General features: G+C 66.7%; 15 protein-coding genes. 13 read left to right on the top strand and 2 right to left on the bottom strand.

Annotated elements, in window-relative coordinates; genetic code table 11:
- The first annotated feature begins 31 nt into the window (after window positions 1-31).
- The 4 genes from AC3DE2_RS17595 to AC3DE2_RS17610 all read left to right on the top strand — a co-directional run bounded on the left by AC3DE2_RS17595 (window position 32) and on the right by AC3DE2_RS17610 (window position 3577).
- Window positions 32-1273, top strand: a complete 1242-nt coding sequence (locus tag AC3DE2_RS17595; RefSeq protein WP_295382201.1) for a patatin-like phospholipase family protein — start codon at window positions 32-34, stop codon at window positions 1271-1273.
- Window positions 1274-1352: 79 nt separating this feature from the next.
- Window positions 1353-1952, top strand: coding sequence for a phasin family protein (locus AC3DE2_RS17600; RefSeq protein ID WP_295382199.1), 600 nt, complete (start codon window positions 1353-1355; stop codon window positions 1950-1952).
- Between the two features lie 288 nt (window positions 1953-2240).
- Window positions 2241-3179, top strand: a complete 939-nt coding sequence (locus AC3DE2_RS17605; RefSeq protein WP_295382198.1) for a restriction endonuclease — start codon at window positions 2241-2243, stop codon at window positions 3177-3179.
- The gene (locus tag AC3DE2_RS17610) at window positions 3164-3577 is read left to right on the top strand and encodes a group II truncated hemoglobin (protein ID WP_295382197.1); all 414 of its coding nucleotides are present in this window, start codon (window positions 3164-3166) and stop codon (window positions 3575-3577) included. Before AC3DE2_RS17605 ends, AC3DE2_RS17610 begins: the two co-directional genes overlap by 16 nt.
- Before the next feature lie 930 nt (window positions 3578-4507).
- Here the strand turns inward: AC3DE2_RS17610 and AC3DE2_RS17615 are convergent.
- Window positions 4508-6496 (bottom strand): SDR family oxidoreductase, encoded by a 1989-nt coding sequence (locus tag AC3DE2_RS17615; RefSeq protein WP_488427216.1) that lies wholly within the window; start codon window positions 6494-6496, stop codon window positions 4508-4510.
- Between the two features lie 145 nt (window positions 6497-6641).
- Between AC3DE2_RS17615 and AC3DE2_RS17620 the strand changes: the two genes are divergently transcribed.
- Window positions 6642-6899: an acyl-CoA-binding protein gene (locus tag AC3DE2_RS17620; RefSeq protein WP_141452611.1), complete on the top strand. Its 258-nt coding sequence runs from the start codon at window positions 6642-6644 to the stop codon at window positions 6897-6899.
- 4 nt (window positions 6900-6903) lie between these two features.
- Window positions 6904-7530 carry a TetR/AcrR family transcriptional regulator gene (locus AC3DE2_RS17625; protein ID WP_295382587.1) on the top strand — a complete coding sequence of 209 codons (627 nt, stop codon included), beginning with the start codon at window positions 6904-6906 and terminating at the stop codon, window positions 7528-7530.
- A 716-nt stretch (window positions 7531-8246) separates the two neighbouring features.
- On the opposite strand, the gene AC3DE2_RS17630 is transcribed toward AC3DE2_RS17625, so the two are convergent.
- Window positions 8247-8633 (bottom strand): hypothetical protein, encoded by a 387-nt coding sequence (locus AC3DE2_RS17630; protein ID WP_488427217.1) that lies wholly within the window; start codon window positions 8631-8633, stop codon window positions 8247-8249.
- Between the two features lie 150 nt (window positions 8634-8783).
- Between AC3DE2_RS17630 and AC3DE2_RS17635 the strand changes: the two genes are divergently transcribed.
- The 7 genes from AC3DE2_RS17635 to fliS all read left to right on the top strand — a co-directional run bounded on the left by AC3DE2_RS17635 (window position 8784) and on the right by fliS (window position 17373).
- On the top strand, window positions 8784-9638 hold the full coding sequence (locus AC3DE2_RS17635; protein WP_488427218.1) for a hypothetical protein: 855 nt from the start codon (window positions 8784-8786) through the stop codon (window positions 9636-9638).
- Between the two features lie 40 nt (window positions 9639-9678).
- Window positions 9679-10245, top strand: a complete 567-nt coding sequence (locus tag AC3DE2_RS17640) for a hypothetical protein (RefSeq protein ID WP_488427219.1) — start codon at window positions 9679-9681, stop codon at window positions 10243-10245.
- A gap of 419 nt (window positions 10246-10664) precedes the next feature.
- Entirely contained in the window at window positions 10665-11906 is a 1242-nt protein-coding gene (locus AC3DE2_RS17645) for a flagellin (protein ID WP_488427220.1), read from the top strand.
- 79 nt (window positions 11907-11985) lie between these two features.
- Window positions 11986-13203, top strand: coding sequence for a flagellin (locus tag AC3DE2_RS17650; RefSeq protein ID WP_488427221.1), 1218 nt, complete (start codon window positions 11986-11988; stop codon window positions 13201-13203).
- Window positions 13204-13296: 93 nt separating this feature from the next.
- Window positions 13297-14502, top strand: a complete 1206-nt coding sequence (locus tag AC3DE2_RS17655) for a flagellin (protein WP_488427222.1) — start codon at window positions 13297-13299, stop codon at window positions 14500-14502.
- A gap of 1046 nt (window positions 14503-15548) precedes the next feature.
- Entirely contained in the window at window positions 15549-16907 is a 1359-nt protein-coding gene (fliD, locus tag AC3DE2_RS17660; RefSeq protein WP_488427223.1) for a flagellar filament capping protein FliD, read from the top strand.
- Window positions 16908-16956: 49 nt separating this feature from the next.
- A complete protein-coding gene (gene fliS, locus AC3DE2_RS17665; protein WP_295382271.1) occupies window positions 16957-17373 on the top strand; it encodes a flagellar export chaperone FliS in 417 nt (138 codons plus the stop codon).
- The last annotated feature ends 1 nt before the right edge of the window (window position 17374 follow it).

Here is a 17374-nt window from a genome sequence, read left to right on the forward strand (position 1 = left end):
CACTCGCCGCATCTTCCTGTGCGGGAACCGCATGCTCTCCATCCACAGTGCCCGGAAGCGCGGCGATGGCGGCCGGATCGGCCTGGCCATCGCCGGAGGCGGGCCCATCGGCGGCATGTACGAACTGGGCGCGCTGCGCGCGATGGACGAGGCCCTGGACGGGCTGGACCTGACCCGGCTGGATTGCTACGTCGGCGTCAGTTCCGGCGCGTTCCTCGCCGCCGGCCTGGCCAACCGGATGAGCACCGCGGAGATCTGCCGGATCTTCATCACCGGCACCAGCGACGACGCCGAATTCCGGCCCGAGACCTTCCTGCGTCCCAACGTCAACGAATACCTGCGCCGGCTGGCCAGCCTGCCCGGCCTGTATGCGCAGTGGGCGCAGCGGCTGCTGCGCAATCCCGGCAAGGCGGTGCGCTGGTCGGACCTGATCCTGCGGTTCGGCGGGCTGGTCCCCACCGGCCTGTTCGACAACGCCGGCGTGGAGGATTTCCTCCGCGACGTGTTCAGCCGGCGTGGCCGCAGCAACGATTTCCGCACCCTGGGTGCGGATCTGTTCGTGGTGGCGGTGGACCTGGATACCGGCGAAGCGGTCCGGTTCGGCGAGCGCGGCTGGGACGATGTGCCGATTTCGCAGGCGGTGCAGGCCAGCGCCGCCCTGCCCGGCCTGTATCCGCCGGTGGAAATCCGTGGCCGGCATTTCCTCGACGGCGCCCTGCGCCGGACCATGCACGCATCCACCGTGCTGGATCGCGATATCGACCTGATGATCGGCATCAACCCGCTGGTGCCGTTCGACGCCACCCGCGCGGCGCCACGGGCCGATGAGGCCGAACAGGTCGGACTGGCCAGCGGCGGCCTGCCGGCGGTGCTCTCGCAGACCCTGCGCACCCTGCTGCAATCGCGCATGCAGATTGGCCTGGAAAAGTATCCGCTGCGATATCCGGACATCGATCAGCTGGTGTTCGAGCCCAACGCCAGCGACAGCGAGCTGTTCTTCACCAATCTGTTCAGTTTTTCCTCGCGCCACCGGGTCTGCCAACTGGCCTACCGCAACACCCTGGCCGATCTGCGCCGGCGCGCGCCGGTGCTGGCACCGATGCTGGCCGCGCACGGCATCCGCCTGCGCCGCGACATCATCGACGACCCGCAGCGCTCCATCCTGGATGGCCTGGAGATCACGCCGCGCATGACCGACGCCACGGCGCGGCTGCGGCGGGCGCTGGACGACGTGGATCAATGGATCGCCGCGCATCGCGCCGCACGCGCCTGAGTCGCCGCGCGCTGGTGTGAAAACTCTAGACCGGCGGCCGATTCTGGCCGTCGTCCCATCCCTCCATCGACGGAATCCCATGGCCACCCTGAAGAAGTCCGCCCGCAAGAAGTCCCCCTCGTCCGCCCAGCAGGACAACCTGCAGGCACAGGCACAACGCCTTTCGAAGAACCTCAGCGAGTCCGCGCAGCAGGTCTGGCTGGCCGGCGTCGGCGCGTTCGGTCGCGCCCAGGCCGAAGGCAGCAAACTGTTCGAAACCCTGGTCAAGGAGGGCCTGTCGCTGGAGCAGACCACCCGCAAGCTGGCCGGTGGCCGCGTGGATGCGGTGCGCGATGCGGTCGAAACGACCGTGGGCCAGGCCCGCGAACGCGCGTCGGATACCTGGGATCGGCTGGAAAAGGTGTTCGAGGATCGCGTGCAGCGCGCGCTGCGCCGCCTGGAAGTACCCAGCCGCGAGGATCTCGGCGCCTTGCTTGATCGTGTTGACGCGCTCAACGCCGAGCTGCGCCGCCTGGGCGGAATGCCTTCCGCGCGCAAACCGGCGCGCACGAAGTCCGCCCCCGCCGTGAAGAAAGCCGCCGTGAAGAAAACCAGCGCGAAGAAGGCGCCCGCCAAACGCGCCGCCAGCAGTGGCAAGCGCACCACGACGAAGCGCGCGGTGAAGAAAAACAGCGACTGAATGCACCCCGCCGGTGCAACCGCAATCCGGTCGAATTTCTTGTTGCAAGGCAACATGGATCGCGCAACAATCAGTCCCGGGCCCGCCAGTCCCCAAGTACGTATGCTCCCCTCCCCTTACGGCTTCGGACTGGCGGGCCTTCTTGTGTCCGTCGCCCGCATGGCGATTCGAAGCAGCCCGCTTCGCACCTCCCGCTCGCTCCGCAACGCTGTACAGATTTTCCTGACAGCGATTTGCCGACCGCTTGGTTAGAATTCGCGGACTCTTCGGAACCTTTACGCGGTACTCATGCTCTTCTGGCTGTCTGGACTGGCCGTTGCCCTGCTGACCGGCGTGGCCGTCAGCGCCTATCTGTGGTGGGTTCGCCGCCGCAAGAACGAAATCGCCGCGGGCCTGCACGCCCTGTCCGGCTTGCGCTGGCGCGAGTTCTCCCGGCTGGTGCTGACCGCGCTCGAACGCCGTGGCATGACCATGGTCGCCGCCGCGCCGGACGAGACCCGCGATCCGCGCGGCATCTTTCCGCTCACCCGCGACGGCCAGCGCTGGCTGCTCTCATGCAAGCACGGCTCCGCCTACCGCATCGGCGCCGCCCCGGTGGAGGAACTGGCCGCCAGCGTCCGCATGGGCAACGCGACCGGCGGCATCCTCGCCACCGAAGGGCAACTCGAGCAGGAAGGCCGGGTTGCCGCACAGGGCCACAATATCGAGGTGCTGGACGGCCCGCGCCTGTGGGACGAACTCGCCCCCCTGGTCGAAACCGACCTGCGCCAGCAGATCGTCGGGCAGGCCTCCGCCCGCGCCAAACGCCACATCGCAATCGGCTGGCTGGCCAGCATCACCCTGGGCGCGCTGGTGGCGACGGCACTGGCCAATTCCGGGCTGGGCACGGGCGATTCGCCGCCCCTTGCCCCCTCCACCCAGCAGAAGCCGGCCGCCGCTTCCGCCGCCACCGAGGTGGTGGCCTACCGTGAACCGACCGAGGCGGAAATGCAGGAACAGCGCCTGGCGGTGTCGCGCGCGCTTTCGGGCACGCCCGGCGTGGTCCGCGGAGTCTGGCAGACCCGCCTGACCCTGGTCGTGGATTACCAGGGCGATGAAACCGAGGTCTGGCCGCGCATCTGCCAGCAGGTCGAACTGTATCCGGCCCTGCGCACGGTGCGCGTGCAGCTCAATCCTCCCGCCGGCAGCCAGGAGCCGGTACGTTGGCGCCAATGCAAGACGATCTGACGCCCTACCAGCGCATCGGCGGCGAAGCGGGCGTTCGCCGGTTGACCCGCCGGATGTACCAGCTGATGGATACGCTGCCCGAAGCCGCGGCGGTCCGCGCGATCCATCCCTCCGAATTGACGGACAGCGAACAGAAGTTGTTCGAGTTCCTCAGCGGCTGGCTGGGTGGCCCGCCCCTGTTCACCGAACGCCGGGGCGCGCCGATGCTGCGCGCCCGCCACCTGCCGTTCGCGATCGGGATGGAGGAAGCCAGCGGCTGGCTGGCGTGCTTCCACCAGGCCATGCAGGAAACCGTGGCCGATGCGGAACTGCGGGAGTTCCTGTGGGGACGGATTGAGCCGCTGGCGTTGCATATGCGGAATCAGCAGGTGTTGCCGATGGGGTGGACGGGGACTTGAGCGTCTCCTCAAAGCCACTTCCGCTTTTACGGTTTTGAGTTTGCTTCCTCCCTTTGGGCCTGTTTGCCGGGTAGCCGGAGTTATCTGGCGCTAACGCGTGGTGTTGTTATCGGCTACCACCGATGGCGCGCTCGCCGCGAGGCGTCCCTTTCTTTGCTTGTGCAAAGAAAGGAACCAAAGAAACACCCCCCTGGCGGCGTGCCCTGCGCTTCGCTCCGGGTCCGCAAGCAGTCCGGGAATTTCCGGAAGGGGCATCCTGCCCCTGCCGGAAACGGCGCACATCCTTGTGCGCCGCCCTTCGGGTTTTACCCGGCCCGCTTGCCACGCCTGAACGGGGGCCCGAAAGGCCAAAGCAAAAACAGGGCAACAGCAACAGCGGACTATCGAGAACCAGTCCGCCCTAGCGCTTCGGCTTCGGCTTTGGCCCTTGCTCTGGGGCCCCATCCACAGCGGTGGCGACGGTGGGTAAACCCGAAGGGCGCCGCGCAGGACGCGCGGCGTTTTGGGTCGGCACACGGATGTGCCGTCCCAAAATTCCCACCGGCGACACGAACCCCAGCCGCTTCGCGGCTGGGGCGCGAGGACCGGGGTGTGTTTCTTTGATTCTTTCTTTGCACAAGCAAAGAAAGAATGCCCCCGCGGCGAGCGCGCCATCGGCGAGAACCGATAGCAACCCGCGCGCCAGCGCCCAAAAAGACAAGGCGATAGCCTCTTACTCCTAGCCCCCATCCGCAGCGGTGGCGACGCGGGCAAATCCGCAGCACGCCGCGCAGGACACGCGGCGTTTTGGGCCGGCACACAGATGTGCCGTCCCAAAAATCCCTCCGGCGACACGGAACCCAGCCACCCAGCGGCAACCACACCCGCAATCGCTCAAGACAACTCAAGCAACCGTTCTTCGCACACCAAGTCTCGCCAAGTGCATCGCAACTACCAGTGCACCCCTCGCATCAACGCCGCAAACGCAATCTGCTCCTGGCTCGGCGCCGCTTCCTTCAGCGCCTGCCGATCCCCCTTGGCCGCCGCCGAATCCGGGAACAGTTCAAAGGCGGTACTCATGATCACTTCGTAGGCCTTCGGCGCCACCGCATTCACCAGCGCGGCGAAAATGCCCAGGCGGGTGGCGATGCGGCTGGGCTTCTCGATGATGCCCTTCACCACCAGGTCCGCTGCCTCGTCCGGGGTCAGCGTCGGCACGCTGTCGTACATCTTGGTCGGGGCGATCATCGGGGTCTTCACCAGCGGCATGTTGATGGTGGTGAAGCTGATGCCCTTGCCCGACAGTTCGCCCTGCGCACAGCGGCTGAACGCGTCCAGCGCCGCCTTCGAGGCGACGTAGGCGGAGAAGCGCGGCGAGTTGGCCAGCACGCCGATCGAGCTGATGTTGATGATGTGGCCCTTGCGGCGGTGGGTCATGCTGGGCAGGAAACCCATGATCAGGCGCAGGCTGCCGAAGTAGTTCAGCTGCATGGTCCGCTCGAAATCATGGAAGCGGTCATAGCTGAGCTCGATGGAACGGCGGATGGAGCGGCCGGCGTTGTTGATCAGCACGTCGACATGGCCGTGCTCGTCCAGCACCTGCCGGATCAAGCGGTCGCAGTCGGCCATGTCCGCCAGGTCGGCGGTGTAGGCGAACACCTTGCCACCCCTGGCCTTCATTTCGTCGCGAGCCTTGAACAGTTCCTCCTCGCCGCGCGCGACGATCACGGTCACCGCACCGGCCTCGGCCACCCGCTGGGCGGTGGACAGGCCGATGCCGGAAGAACCGCCGGTGATGACCACCACCTTGTTGCGTACCTTGCCCTTGAGCGACCGGTCCACGAACAGATCCGGATCCAGGTGCCGTTCCCAGTAATCCCACAGCCGCCAGGCGTATTCGTCCAGGCGTGGCACCACGATGTTCGTGCCCTTGAGCGCGCGCTCGGTCTCGCGGCTGTCGAAGCGGGTCGGATAGGTGATGAACTTGAGGACTTCCTTCGGAATCTTGAAGTCGCGCAGCAGCATGCCGATGAAGCGGCGCACCGGCGGCAGGTTGCCGACCGCCGCGCGGATGCCGCTGGGCACGAAGGCGAACATGCGCGCGTCCAGGCGCATGGTCATCTCCGGCGCATGGCCGGCGCGGCAGAAGGTGTTGAGCACCTCGCCCACCCGCATCGGCTCCGGATCGGTCAGGTGGAAGGTATGGCCGTCCAGTTTGGGCTTGTGGGCGATGTGGTCCATCGCGTCGGCGACGAAATCCACCGGCACGATGTTGATGCGGCCGCCCTCGATGCCCAGCACGGGTACCCACTGCGGCAGCAGTTCGCGCAATTTCTTGATCAGGGTGAAGAAATAATAGGGCCCGTCGATCTTGTCGATTTCGCCGGTCTTCGAATGGCCGACCACCATGCCCGGCCGGTAGATGCGCCACTTGAAGCGGGTTTCCCGGCGCACCATCGCCTCGGAATCGTGCTTGGTGCGCAGGTAGGGATCCTCCAGGCCCTCGGCCTCCTCGAACATGTCCTCGCGGAAGATGCCCGGGTACAGGCCGGCGGCGGCGATCGAACTGGTGTGGTGGAACAGCGGCACCTTGAGCGCGGCCGCCAGGTCCAGGGCATGGCGGGTGCCATCGATGTTGGCGGCCTGCTGGGTTTCCGCGCTGGCGGTCAGGTCGTAGACCGCGGCCAGGTGGAAGAAGTGCTTGATCTTGCCGGTCAGGTTGCGCAGCTGGGTCGGGGTGAGCCCGCAGCGCGGCTTGGTCATGTCGCCGGCCACCGCCACCACCCGTTTCGGATCCCAGCCGGACTTTTTGGCGATGGCGTCGAACTTCTTCTGCGAGTCCTTGCGTACCAGCACGTACACCGTGCCACTGCGCTTGAGCAGGTTGGAAACCAGGTAGCGGCCGATGAATCCGGTGGCGCCGGTGACGAAGTAGCTCATGGATACCGTCCCGAGTAGGCGGGCAGGCCCTCCGCCTGCCCTGCGCGGCTAACTTGCCAGAGCCGTTTGGGTTCCACAATCCCGCCCGGATTGACCGGTCATGCCCCGCGTGGTGTGATGCGGCCACTATTGGGAGGTAGTCCTCATGTCCGATCTGAATTCCGCTTTCGAACAGGCTTCCCGCGACATCCAGGGCCTGGCCGAACGCCCCGACAACGAGACCCTGCTGCGCCTGTACGCGCTGTACAAACAGGGCTCGGAGGGCGATGTGAAGGGCGACAAGCCCGGTTTCTTCGACTTCGTCGGCACCGCCAAATACGAGGCCTGGGCCAAGCTCAAGGGCACCGCCCCCGGGGACGCGCAGAAGAAGTACGTGGATCTGGTGAAGAAACTGACCGCCTGAGTCCGTGGCACGCGATACCCGCCAGCGCATCCTCGATGCGTCGCTCGCGATGTTCAACGCGCAGGGCGAGCCGCATGTCACCACCAACCACATCGCCGACGAGCTGGAGATCAGCCCGGGCAATCTGTACTACCACTTCCGCAACAAGGACGACATCATCGAGCAGTTGTTCGCCCGCTACGAGGAGCGGATGGATGTCGCCCTCACCGCGCCGGTGGACCGGTTGCCCGGCCTGGAGGACATCTGGCTGCAGCTGCACCTGGTGTTCGAGTGCATCTGGGACTATCGCTTCCTGTACCGGGATCTGGTCGAGATCCTGAGTCGCAACCGACGCCTGCGGATCCGCTTCGCCCGCCTGCTGAAGCGTGCCGACGACAGTGCGCACGCGGTGATGCGGGGGCTGGGCCAGGCCGGGGTGATGCGCGCCTCGGCGGCGGAACTGGCGGCGACGGCGACCAATGTGCTGGTGGTGGCGACGTTCTGGTTGAACTATGCGGCGGCTCGGGGGGACAAGGACGAGCAGATCGCCATCCGTCACGGGATTGTGCAGGTGATGATGCTGGTGGCGCCGTTCCTGCGGGATGCGGAGCGGATGCATTTGAATACGTTGACGTCCGCCTACGTCGATTGAGCGTAGAGCGGAGCTTGCTCCGCTGCTTTTGCGCTTTTGCCTTTTTCGTTTGCGCTGTTGGGCGCTGACGCGCGGTGTGTTATCGGCAGCCACCGATGGTGCGCTCGCCGCGGGGCGTCACTTTTCTTTGCTTGTGCAAAGAAAAGTAACCAAAAGAAACACACCCCTGGCGGCGTGCCCTGCGCGCTGCGCGCGCAGGGGTCGCAATCGGCCCGGGGATTTTCGGAAGGGGCATCCTGCCCCTGCCGAAAACGGCGCACGTCCATGTGCGCCGCCCTGCGGGTTTTACCCGGCCCGCTTGCCACGCCTGAACGGGGGTCCGTAGAGCCAAAGCAAAGCAAAGCAAAGCAACAGCAACGGCAACGGCAACGGCGGCTATCCGGAGGTCGGCTTTTGCTCTTGGGGCCCCATCCGCAGCGGTGGCGCCGGTGGGTAAACCCGAAGGGCGCTGCACATGGATGTGCAGCGTTTTGGGTCGGCACATGGATGTGCCGTCCCAAAATTCCCACTGGCGACACGAACCCCAGCCGCAACGCGGCTGGGGCGCGAGGACCGGGGTGTGCTTTCTTTTGGTTACTTTTCTTTGCACAAGCAAAGAAAAGTGACGCCCCGCGGCAAGCGCGCCATCGGCGAGAACCGATAGCAATCCCGCGCGCCAGCGCCCAGCAGAGAAAAACAGAGCGCAATAGCAGCGGACCGAGCTCTGCTCTACAAACTCAAGCGCGCTTGCGCCCCGCAGCCTTGCGCGCAACACCCGCCCGCTTCCGCGGCGCCGACCGCGCCTGCTTCGCAGCCGCCGGCTTGCGGCGTCCCTTCGGCGCCGGACGCCCCGCGCCCAGGCCCAACTTCTCCAGTACCGGCACCAACCGCGCCTCGACATCGGCGCTGAACCGCTCCACGCCCGCCCCGCCCTGCATGCGCACATCCCGCAACGTGGCCTGTGCCCGCTGCACGATGCGTTCAATGTCCTGCTTCGCCGTCGTCAGGCGCCGGGCGCCGTGGCGACGTGCGATGGCGACCGCGCCGAGGCCGGCGAGCCACACGTGGCGGAGATTCGGTTCCGGGGCCTTGGCCCGCGGGGTGGCCTTCTTCCTGGCAGTCATGGGGGAGACTCCTCGACGCCGGCCACGGTGGCAGGCTTCCGGCGACGATGCTGACGCCGGGGCATCGAGCAAACACACTAGCGGCGCGGGGCTTGTCAGCGGCAATGGCTGCGGCCATGCTCATTCGAACCAACCAGGGAGACAGTCGGCATGGCAGGCAAGCAGGCGAAATGGGCGCCGTTTCCGTGGGACGCCAAGGCGTTCGCCTATGCTGGCGATGCGCTGAAGAAGGCCTGGCCGGCCCTGCATGCCGGCGATGCCGAACCCTATCCGGACGCCAAGCGCGCCCAGGCATTGTTCGACGCGGCCGGCAAGGCCGCCAAGGGCCATGACGCGGCCTCGCTGGCGACCGCGTTGCAGGACGCCTGGCGGGCATTCCATCGTGGTGATTTCCAGGCCGCGTTCGAGGCCGGCCAGGCGCTCGGCCCGTTGGGCGCGTCGGTCGCGGTCAAGGCGCTGGGCATCCATGCGAGTTATCTGGTCGAGGACGAGGACGAGAAACTCAAGCGCTTCGAACAGGCCGCCAAACTGGCCGAAGCCGCGGTCAAGGCGTTGCCGGACGAGGCCAACAGCCACTATCGTCATGCGTTCGCGCTGGGCCGCTACAGCCAGGGCCTCAGCATCGTGAAGGCGCTCAAGCAGGGTATCGCCGGCAAGGTGCGCGAGGCGCTGGACACCACCCTGGCGCTGGCGCCCAGGCATGCCGAGGCACATACCGCGCTGGCGCTCTACCACGCCGAGATCATCGACAAGATCGGCGCGATGATCGGCGGATTGACCTACGGCGCCAAGGCCGCCGAGGCCGAGTCGCACATCAAGACCGCGCTGAAGCTGACGCCCGATTCGCCCATTGCCCACGTCGAGCACGCCAACGTGCTCCTGTTGCTGTACGGCGACAAGAAGGAAGATGCGGCGGCGGCGGCCTTCGAGAAGGCCGGCAAGCTGAAACCGCGCGACGCCATGGAGGCCCTCGATGCCCGTTATGCGAACGAGCAGCTCGAGTAGGCTCCCCGCGTTGGCGGTATTGCTGGCGTGCACGGGGGGAATGGCGCAGGCGCAACAGCGTCCGGCCGCACCCGTGGCGGTCCCTGCGGTATCGGACTCCGCATCGCCACCGGTGGCCGCCGCGGTCACCCTCCAGGACGGCGGCACGGACACCGGCGACCCGTTGTTCGATGCCCTGACCTGCCGCAGCGGCACGGAAATCGCGCGCCTGCTGCCGCGCCTGCGGCGCGACCAACCGAATGACTTCACCCAGACCGAACGGCAGTACGCGGATCCACCGATGGATCTGTATCGGCTCGACGTCCCGATCCAGGCCTGGGGCCAGCAGAGCGATGCGGTGGTCATCACCGCGAATCGGGTACTGATGGTGGTGGACGGCAGCGCCGATGCCGTGGCCCGCGCCCTGGAGGCGAGCCTGTCCGACAGTGACGCGACGCCATTGTCCGGCCCGCTCGACGACCAGCACGCACTGGTGCTGTACACCGAGGATCGTCCCGGCCTGCGGCAGCGCGTGCTGATTGGCTGCGAATACCGGTTGCCGGATCTGTCGCTGCTCGACGATCCCGAAGACGCCTGGCGCAAGGTGCCGGTGCCGCCGGCTCCGTAGGGTCCAGACTGCCCGGCGGCGGCGCGCTTTCACGGCCGATGGGTAGCGCCGGGAAGCAGGCTTCGATCCGCGCGTCCGGCGCGTGATTCCGCAGGCGGCAGGTCCCCGGCACGGGCTCGGGCTTGCGCGACCGCGGATGGCTTTCACGCCCGACGCATCCCGGCAACGGAGCCGGCTCCGCCCCACGTACGGCGGCGTTTTTTCCCGTCCCTAAAGTTCCGCCGCGACCGGCCGAATAAGGCGCGCCATCGCGCGACCGCCATCGCATTCCCCGCACGGAATTTCAATCCCGGGGCTAAAGGTTTCCAGGGCAACGCCGTTATCCCTTTCGCAAGCAGAGGGCGACTAGCCAACAAACCAACAAACCGGCAGCACCCTCTTTCCATCAACGCCGGGACCCAAATAAGAGGAGACGACCCATGGCACAGGTAATCAACACCAATACGATGTCGTTGAATGCTCAGCGCAACCTGAGCACCAGCGGCACTTCACTGGCCACCACCATCCAACGGCTGTCCTCCGGCCTGCGCATCAACAGCGCCAAGGACGACGCCGCCGGCCTGGCCATTTCCGAACGCTTCAGCACCCAGATTCGGGGCCTGGACGTGGCCGTGCGCAATGCCAACGACGGCATCTCGCTGGCCCAGGTCGCCGAAGGCTCGCTGAGCGAAATCGGCAACAACCTGCAGCGCATCCGCGAACTGGCCGTGCAGTCGGCCAACGCCTCCAACTCCTCGACCGACCGCGCGGCACTGAACGCGGAAGTCAAGCAGCTGAGCGCGGAAATCGATCGCGTCGCCAAGCAGGCCGATTTCAACGGCACCAAGCTGCTGGACGGCACCTTCACCAGCCAGCTGTTCCAGGTCGGCGCCAACGCCGGCCAGGCCATCGCCATCGACAAGGTGGTCGACGCCCGCTCGCAGACCCTGGGCGGCGTGCAGTTCGCCAACGTCTACGTGGGCACCGCGCTGGACAACGCCGGCACCGCGGGCGTGAACGAAGACCTGGCCACCACCGACACCGTCTTCTCGCAGCTGCAGCTCACGGTGACCCCGCCGGGTGGCGGCGCCGCCAGCACGGTCAACATCGGCGCCTTCGAAGTGAAGGCCGGCCAGTCCATCTCCCAGGCGACCGCGGCGGCCATCAACGCCAAGCTGGGCGAGACCGGCGTGTACGCCGACGTGAAGTCCGGCGTGCTGAACCTGACCTCGGTCGAGGCCGGCCAGACCTTCGCCCTGGCCTTCGCCGGCCCGACGGTGACCGGCGCCACGCCGGCGACCCTGGCCAACATCGGCCTGACCCAGACCAGCACCAACGGCGGTGCCCTGACCGGCGTCACCGGCAGCTTCGTCAAGGATCTGGACATCACCTCCTTCGCCGGCGCCCAGCAGGCGCTGGAGATCGTGGACAAGGCGCTGACCGCGGTGAATGGCGCGCGCGCCGACCTGGGTGCCATCCAGAACCGCTTCACCTCGGTGGTCGCCAACCTGCAGACCAGTTCGGAAAACCTGGCCGCCTCGCGCAGCCGCATCCGCGACACGGACTTCGCCAAGGAAACCGCCGAACTGACCCGCACCCAGATCCTGCAGCAGGCCGGCACGGCCATGCTGGCCCAGGCCAACCAGGTGCCGCAGAACGTCCTGAGCCTGTTGCAACGCTAACCCTCGCGTCCCCGATGGCACGGCGGGGAATCGTTGAAAACTCGTTCCCCGTGCAGAGAACGCCCAAGGAGTCGAACCCATGGCACAAGTGATCAACACCAACACGATTTCGCTGAACGCCCAGCGCAACCTGGGCACCAGCGGATCCTCGTTGGCCACCACCATCCAGCGGCTGTCGTCCGGCCTGCGCATCAACAGCGCCAAGGACGACGCCGCCGGCCTGGCCATCTCGGAACGCTTCAGCACCCAGATCCGCGGTCTGGACGTGGCCGTGCGCAATGCCAACGACGGCATTTCGCTGGCCCAGGTCGCGGAAGGTTCGCTGACCGAGATCGGCAACAACCTGCAGCGCATCCGCGAGCTGGCCGTGCAGTCCGCCAACGCGACCAACTCGTCGTCGGATCGCGCCGCGCTGAACGCCGAAGTCAAGCAGCTGACCTCCGAAATCGACCGCGTCGCCAAGCAGGCCGATTTCAACGGCAGCAAGCTGCTGGACGGCTCGTTCTCCAGCCAGCTGTTCCAGGTCGGCGCCAATGCCGGCCAGGCCATCGCCATCGACAAGGTGGTCAATGCCAAGGCCGAGGCGCTGGGCGGTTCGATGTTCGCCCAGGCCAGCTTCACCGCCACCGCCAGCACCACCGCCGGCGCCGGTCCGTACAGCTATGACGCGGGCACCATCGCCGCGTTCACGGTCACCAACGGCGGCGTCACCACCAGCTTCGCGGCCATCGACATCGCCGCCTCGGGCGCCACCTACGCGACCGCGGCCGACGCGGCCACGGCCAGCCAGGTCGCCAAGGGCACCGCGATCGCCGCGGCGGTGAACGCCAAGACCGGCGACACCGGCATCACCGCGGAAGTGAACACCACCACCGGCGCGGTCGCGTTCTCGTCGTGGAAGGAAGGCAAGGTCGGCGACCAGATCACCAGCACGCTGGCCGGCGGCACCCTGACCAACACGGCCATCGCCGCCACCGATTCCAAGTTCGTGGACGACCTGGACATCTCCACCTTCTCCGGCGCGCAGAAGGCGCTGCAGATCGTCGACAAGGCGCTGACCTCGGTCAACAGCGCGCGCGCCGACCTGGGCGCCATCCAGAACCGCTTCACCTCGGTGGTCGCCAACCTGCAGACCAGTTCGGAAAACCTGGCCGCCTCGCGCAGCCGCATCCGCGACACGGACTTCGCCAAGGAAACCGCCGAACTGACCCGCACCCAGATCCTGCAGCAGGCCGGCACGGCCATGCTGGCCCAGGCCAACCAGGTGCCGCAGAACGTCCTCAGCCTGCTCCGCTAATCACGGAGAACAAAGCCGGGGCGGACTCTTTCCCCGTCCGCCCCGGCCAGGCACCACTTTCGAACTTCGCATCAACGCCAAAGGAAACCTCTCATGGCACAAGTCATCAACACCAACACGATCTCGTTGAATGCCCAGCGCAACCTGGGCACCAGCGGATCATCGCTGGCCACCACCATCCAGCGCCTGTCCTCGGGCCTGCGCATCAACAGCGCGCGCGACGACGCCGCCGGCCTGGCCATCTCCGAGCGCTTCAGCACCCAGATCCGTGGCCTGGACGTGGCCGTGCGCAATGCCAACGACGGCATTTCGCTGGCCCAGGTCGCGGAAGGTTCGCTGACCGAAATCGGCAACAACCTGCAGCGCATCCGCGAACTGGCCGTGCAGTCGGCCAACGCCTCCAACTCCGGTTCCGACCGCGCCGCGCTGAACGCCGAAGTCAAGCAGCTGAGCGCGGAAATCGACCGCGTCGCCAAGCAGGCCGACTTCAACGGCACCAAGCTGCTGGACGGCTCGTTCTCCAGTCAGCTGTTCCAGGTCGGCGCCAATGCCGGCCAGGCCATCGCCATCGACAAGGTCGTCAACGCCAAGGCCGATGCGCTGGGCGGCGCCAAGTTCGACGCCAACGCCCTGACCCTGGCCGACCTGACCACCAACGCGGCGGTCAAGGTCACCGGCCTGAAGGTCAACGGCGTGAGCATCGATGAGGTCAACGTCGCCCAGGGCGCCAGCGGTGCGGAAACCGCCGCCGCCGCGCGCAGCGCGCTGGTCACCGCGATCAACGCCAAGATGGGCGAGACCGGCGTCTATGCCGAAGTCAACGGCACCACCGGCGTCACCCTGACCTCGGTCAAGGACAGCACCAACGCCGACGGTTCGTTCAAGGCGATCACCGCCACGGTCGGCAGTTGGACCGGCGTGAACGCGGCCGACTCGGGCCAGACCTACACGGCCAAGACCGCCGCCACGACCACTGCCACCAACACCTTCGTGTCGGCCCTGGACATCTCCGGCTTCAAGGGCGCGCAGCAGGCGCTGGAAATCGTCGACAAGGCGCTGACCTCGGTCAACAGCGCGCGCGCCGACCTGGGTGCCATCCAGAACCGCTTCACCTCGGTGGTCGCCAACCTGCAGACCAGTTCGGAAAACCTGGCCGCCTCGCGCAGCCGCATCCGCGACACGGACTTCGCCAAGGAAACCGCCGAACTGACCCGCACCCAGATCCTGCAGCAGGCCGGCACGGCCATGCTGGCCCAGGCCAACCAGGTGCCGCAGAACGTGCTCAGCCTGCTGCGCTGATCGGTTTCACCCGCTCCACTGTTTCAGCTTCCTGTCGCATACGGGCGGATTCGTCTCCCTCCGTCTTGGCAGTACCCAAACCCCTTCCGGAAACGGGAGGGGTTTCTTTTTGGGGATTCGGGATTCGGGATTCGGGATTGGGGTTGGTTTTTTCTTTGGGCGCTGGCGCGCGCCATTGCCATCGGTCGTCGCCGATGGTGCGCTCGCCGCGGGGCCCTACTTGACCAGCCTCCGGCTGTTGAAAAGCACCTCTTTGCTTGTGCAAAGAAAGTAGGCAAAGAAACACACCCCTGGCGGCGTGCCCTGCGCTTCGCTCCGGGTCCGCAATCGGCCCGGGAATTTCCGGAAGGGGCATCCTGCCCCTGCCGGAAACGGCGCACATCCTTGTGCGCCGCCCTACGGGTTTTACCCGGCCCGCTTGCCACGCCTGAACGGGGGCCCGAAAGGCCAAAGCGAAAGCAGCGCAACAGCAACGGCAGAGCAGAAGTTCGCGGCCGGAGGCCGCTCCTACCGATGCTTGTCGTACTGGCCTTTGGCTCTTGCTCTATGGGGGCCCCATCCGCAGCGGTGGCGACGGTGGGTAAACCCGCAGGGCGCCGCGCACGACGCGCGGCGTTTTGGGTCGGCACACGGATGTGCCGTCCCAAAATTCCCACTGGCGACACGAACCCCAACGGCAAAGCCGTTGGGGCGCGAGGACCGGGGTGTGCTTTCTTTGGTTACTTTCTTTGCACAAGCAAAGAAAGTGACGCCCCGCGGCAAGCGCACCATCTGTGGCCACCGATAACAAACCCGCGCGTCAGCGCCTTGAACGATTGCCACAGACCAGTCCGTCCCCCACCCGTGGCACAAATCCTGCATCACCCCCTCCGTCCCGCATTTCTCGCCGACCCTGGCCCAAGCCAGGGCGGCGGGAGACGGAGAAATGCGGGCTAAAGATCGGCCTCCGGAGGCCGCTACCACTACACGGGCGACACCGCCATCCATCAGGGATGTCAGGGCCGCCCCGACGCCCGTTCCGGAACGGGCACGACAGGAGATCGCCAATGGCAGACTACTCGCTCGGTTATGGTGGTGTGGGCTCCGGCCTGGACATCACCGGCATGGTGGAGAAACTGGTGGCGGCGGACCGCAAGCCCGCCGATGCCCGTCTCAACCGCATCGAATCGAGCGCCAAGTTCAAGATCTCCGCGCTGGGCACGGTCAGCTCGGCCTTCAGCACCCTGGAAACCGCGCTGAAGGCACTCAAGGCGGCCGACGCCTTCGACAGCCGGACCAGCAAGGTCGGTACCGACACCGTGCTCGGCGCGACCGTCGGCAAGGGCACGCCCAGCGGCGACTACACCATCGAGGTGCTGGACCTGGCGAGCGCCAACAAATGGACCGCCAACCAGCCGGTGACGGCCGAACAGACCTTCGGCGCCGGCAAACTGACGCTGACGGTGGGGGGCGAGACCCTCGACATCACCATCGCCGAGGGCTCCCGGCTGGTCGACGTGCGCAGCGCGATCAACGACGCCGCGCGCAGCAAGGGCGTGCAGGCGAGCGTGATCACCTCCAACGAGGGCCTTTTTCTTTCGGTGGTCTCGGACAAGCCCGGCGCCGCCAACGCCATCTCGCTGGCCTTCAGCGAGGGCGGCACGGACCTGCAGAACCTGGCCAACAGCATGGTCGAGCGGGTCGCGGCGACGGACGCGCGGATCAAGATCGACGGCCTGACCGTGACCGCCAGCAGCAACAAGATCACCGACGCCGTGCCCGGCCTGACCCTGGACCTGAAGGCCAAGGGCACCAGCACCGTCAGCGTTTCCAGCGACGTGGCCGCCAGCCGCAAGCTGGTGCAGGACTTCGTGACCGCGTACAACGCCGTGATCACGTCGATCAACAGTTCGACCAAGTACGACGCGGGCACGGATACGCCGTCCGCGCTGACCGGCGACGCGCAGATGCGCGGCATCGCCGGACAGATGCGCGGCGTGCTGGGCGATCTGCTCGGCAACCTGGCCGAGCAGGGCCTGGACGCCAAGACCCTGGGCCTGCAGACCAAGGGCTATCCGGCCTCGGACGGCACCCTGACCCTGGACACGGCCAAGTTCGACGCGCTGATGACGTCCAACCCGGAAAAGGTGCGCGCCGCGTTCACCGGTGACACCGGTTTCGCCGGCAAGCTGCAGGCGACCGTGGCCACCTACATCGGCAAGGAAGGTTCGCTCACCCGCCGCACCGATGGCCTCAACGCCCAGATCAAGGACATCGGCAACCAGCGCAAGGCGCTGGACGCGCGGATGGAATCGGTCGGCAACCGCTACAAGGCGCAGTTCGTGGCGCTGGACAACATGATGTCGCGCATGAACAGCACCAGTTCTTACCTTTCGCAGCAGCTTGCTGCCCTGGCCTCGCAGTGAGGCCACCTCCACGGAAGGAATTTCCGCGGAAGACCAGGAGATAGAAGGAATGTCAGCCCATTCTTACGCCGCGCAGTACCGCAACACGGGCCTCAGCAGTGCCGTGATGGAAGCCGATCCGCACCGCCTGGTGGCACTGCTGCTGGCCGGCGCCTGCGATCGCATCCGGCTGGCGGAGGCCTGCATGGAGCACGGCGACCTGGCCCGCAAGGGCAAGGCCATCGGCGAGGTCTGCGCGATCATCGGGCATCTCAACGGCTCGCTGGATCACGAGGCCGGTGGTGAAATCGCCGGCAGCCTGTCGGCGCTGTACGACTACCTGCAGGGCCGCCTGATCGAGGCCAACCTGCACAACGACGGCGGCGCGCTGCGCGAGTCGCTGGAACTGCTGGGCGAAATCGAATCGGCCTGGAACGCCATTCCCGCCGAACAGCGGCAGCGCCCGGCCGTGACCCAGGGAGCCTGAG

The organism is Pseudoxanthomonas sp. 68-E7, from assembly GCF_057773145.1.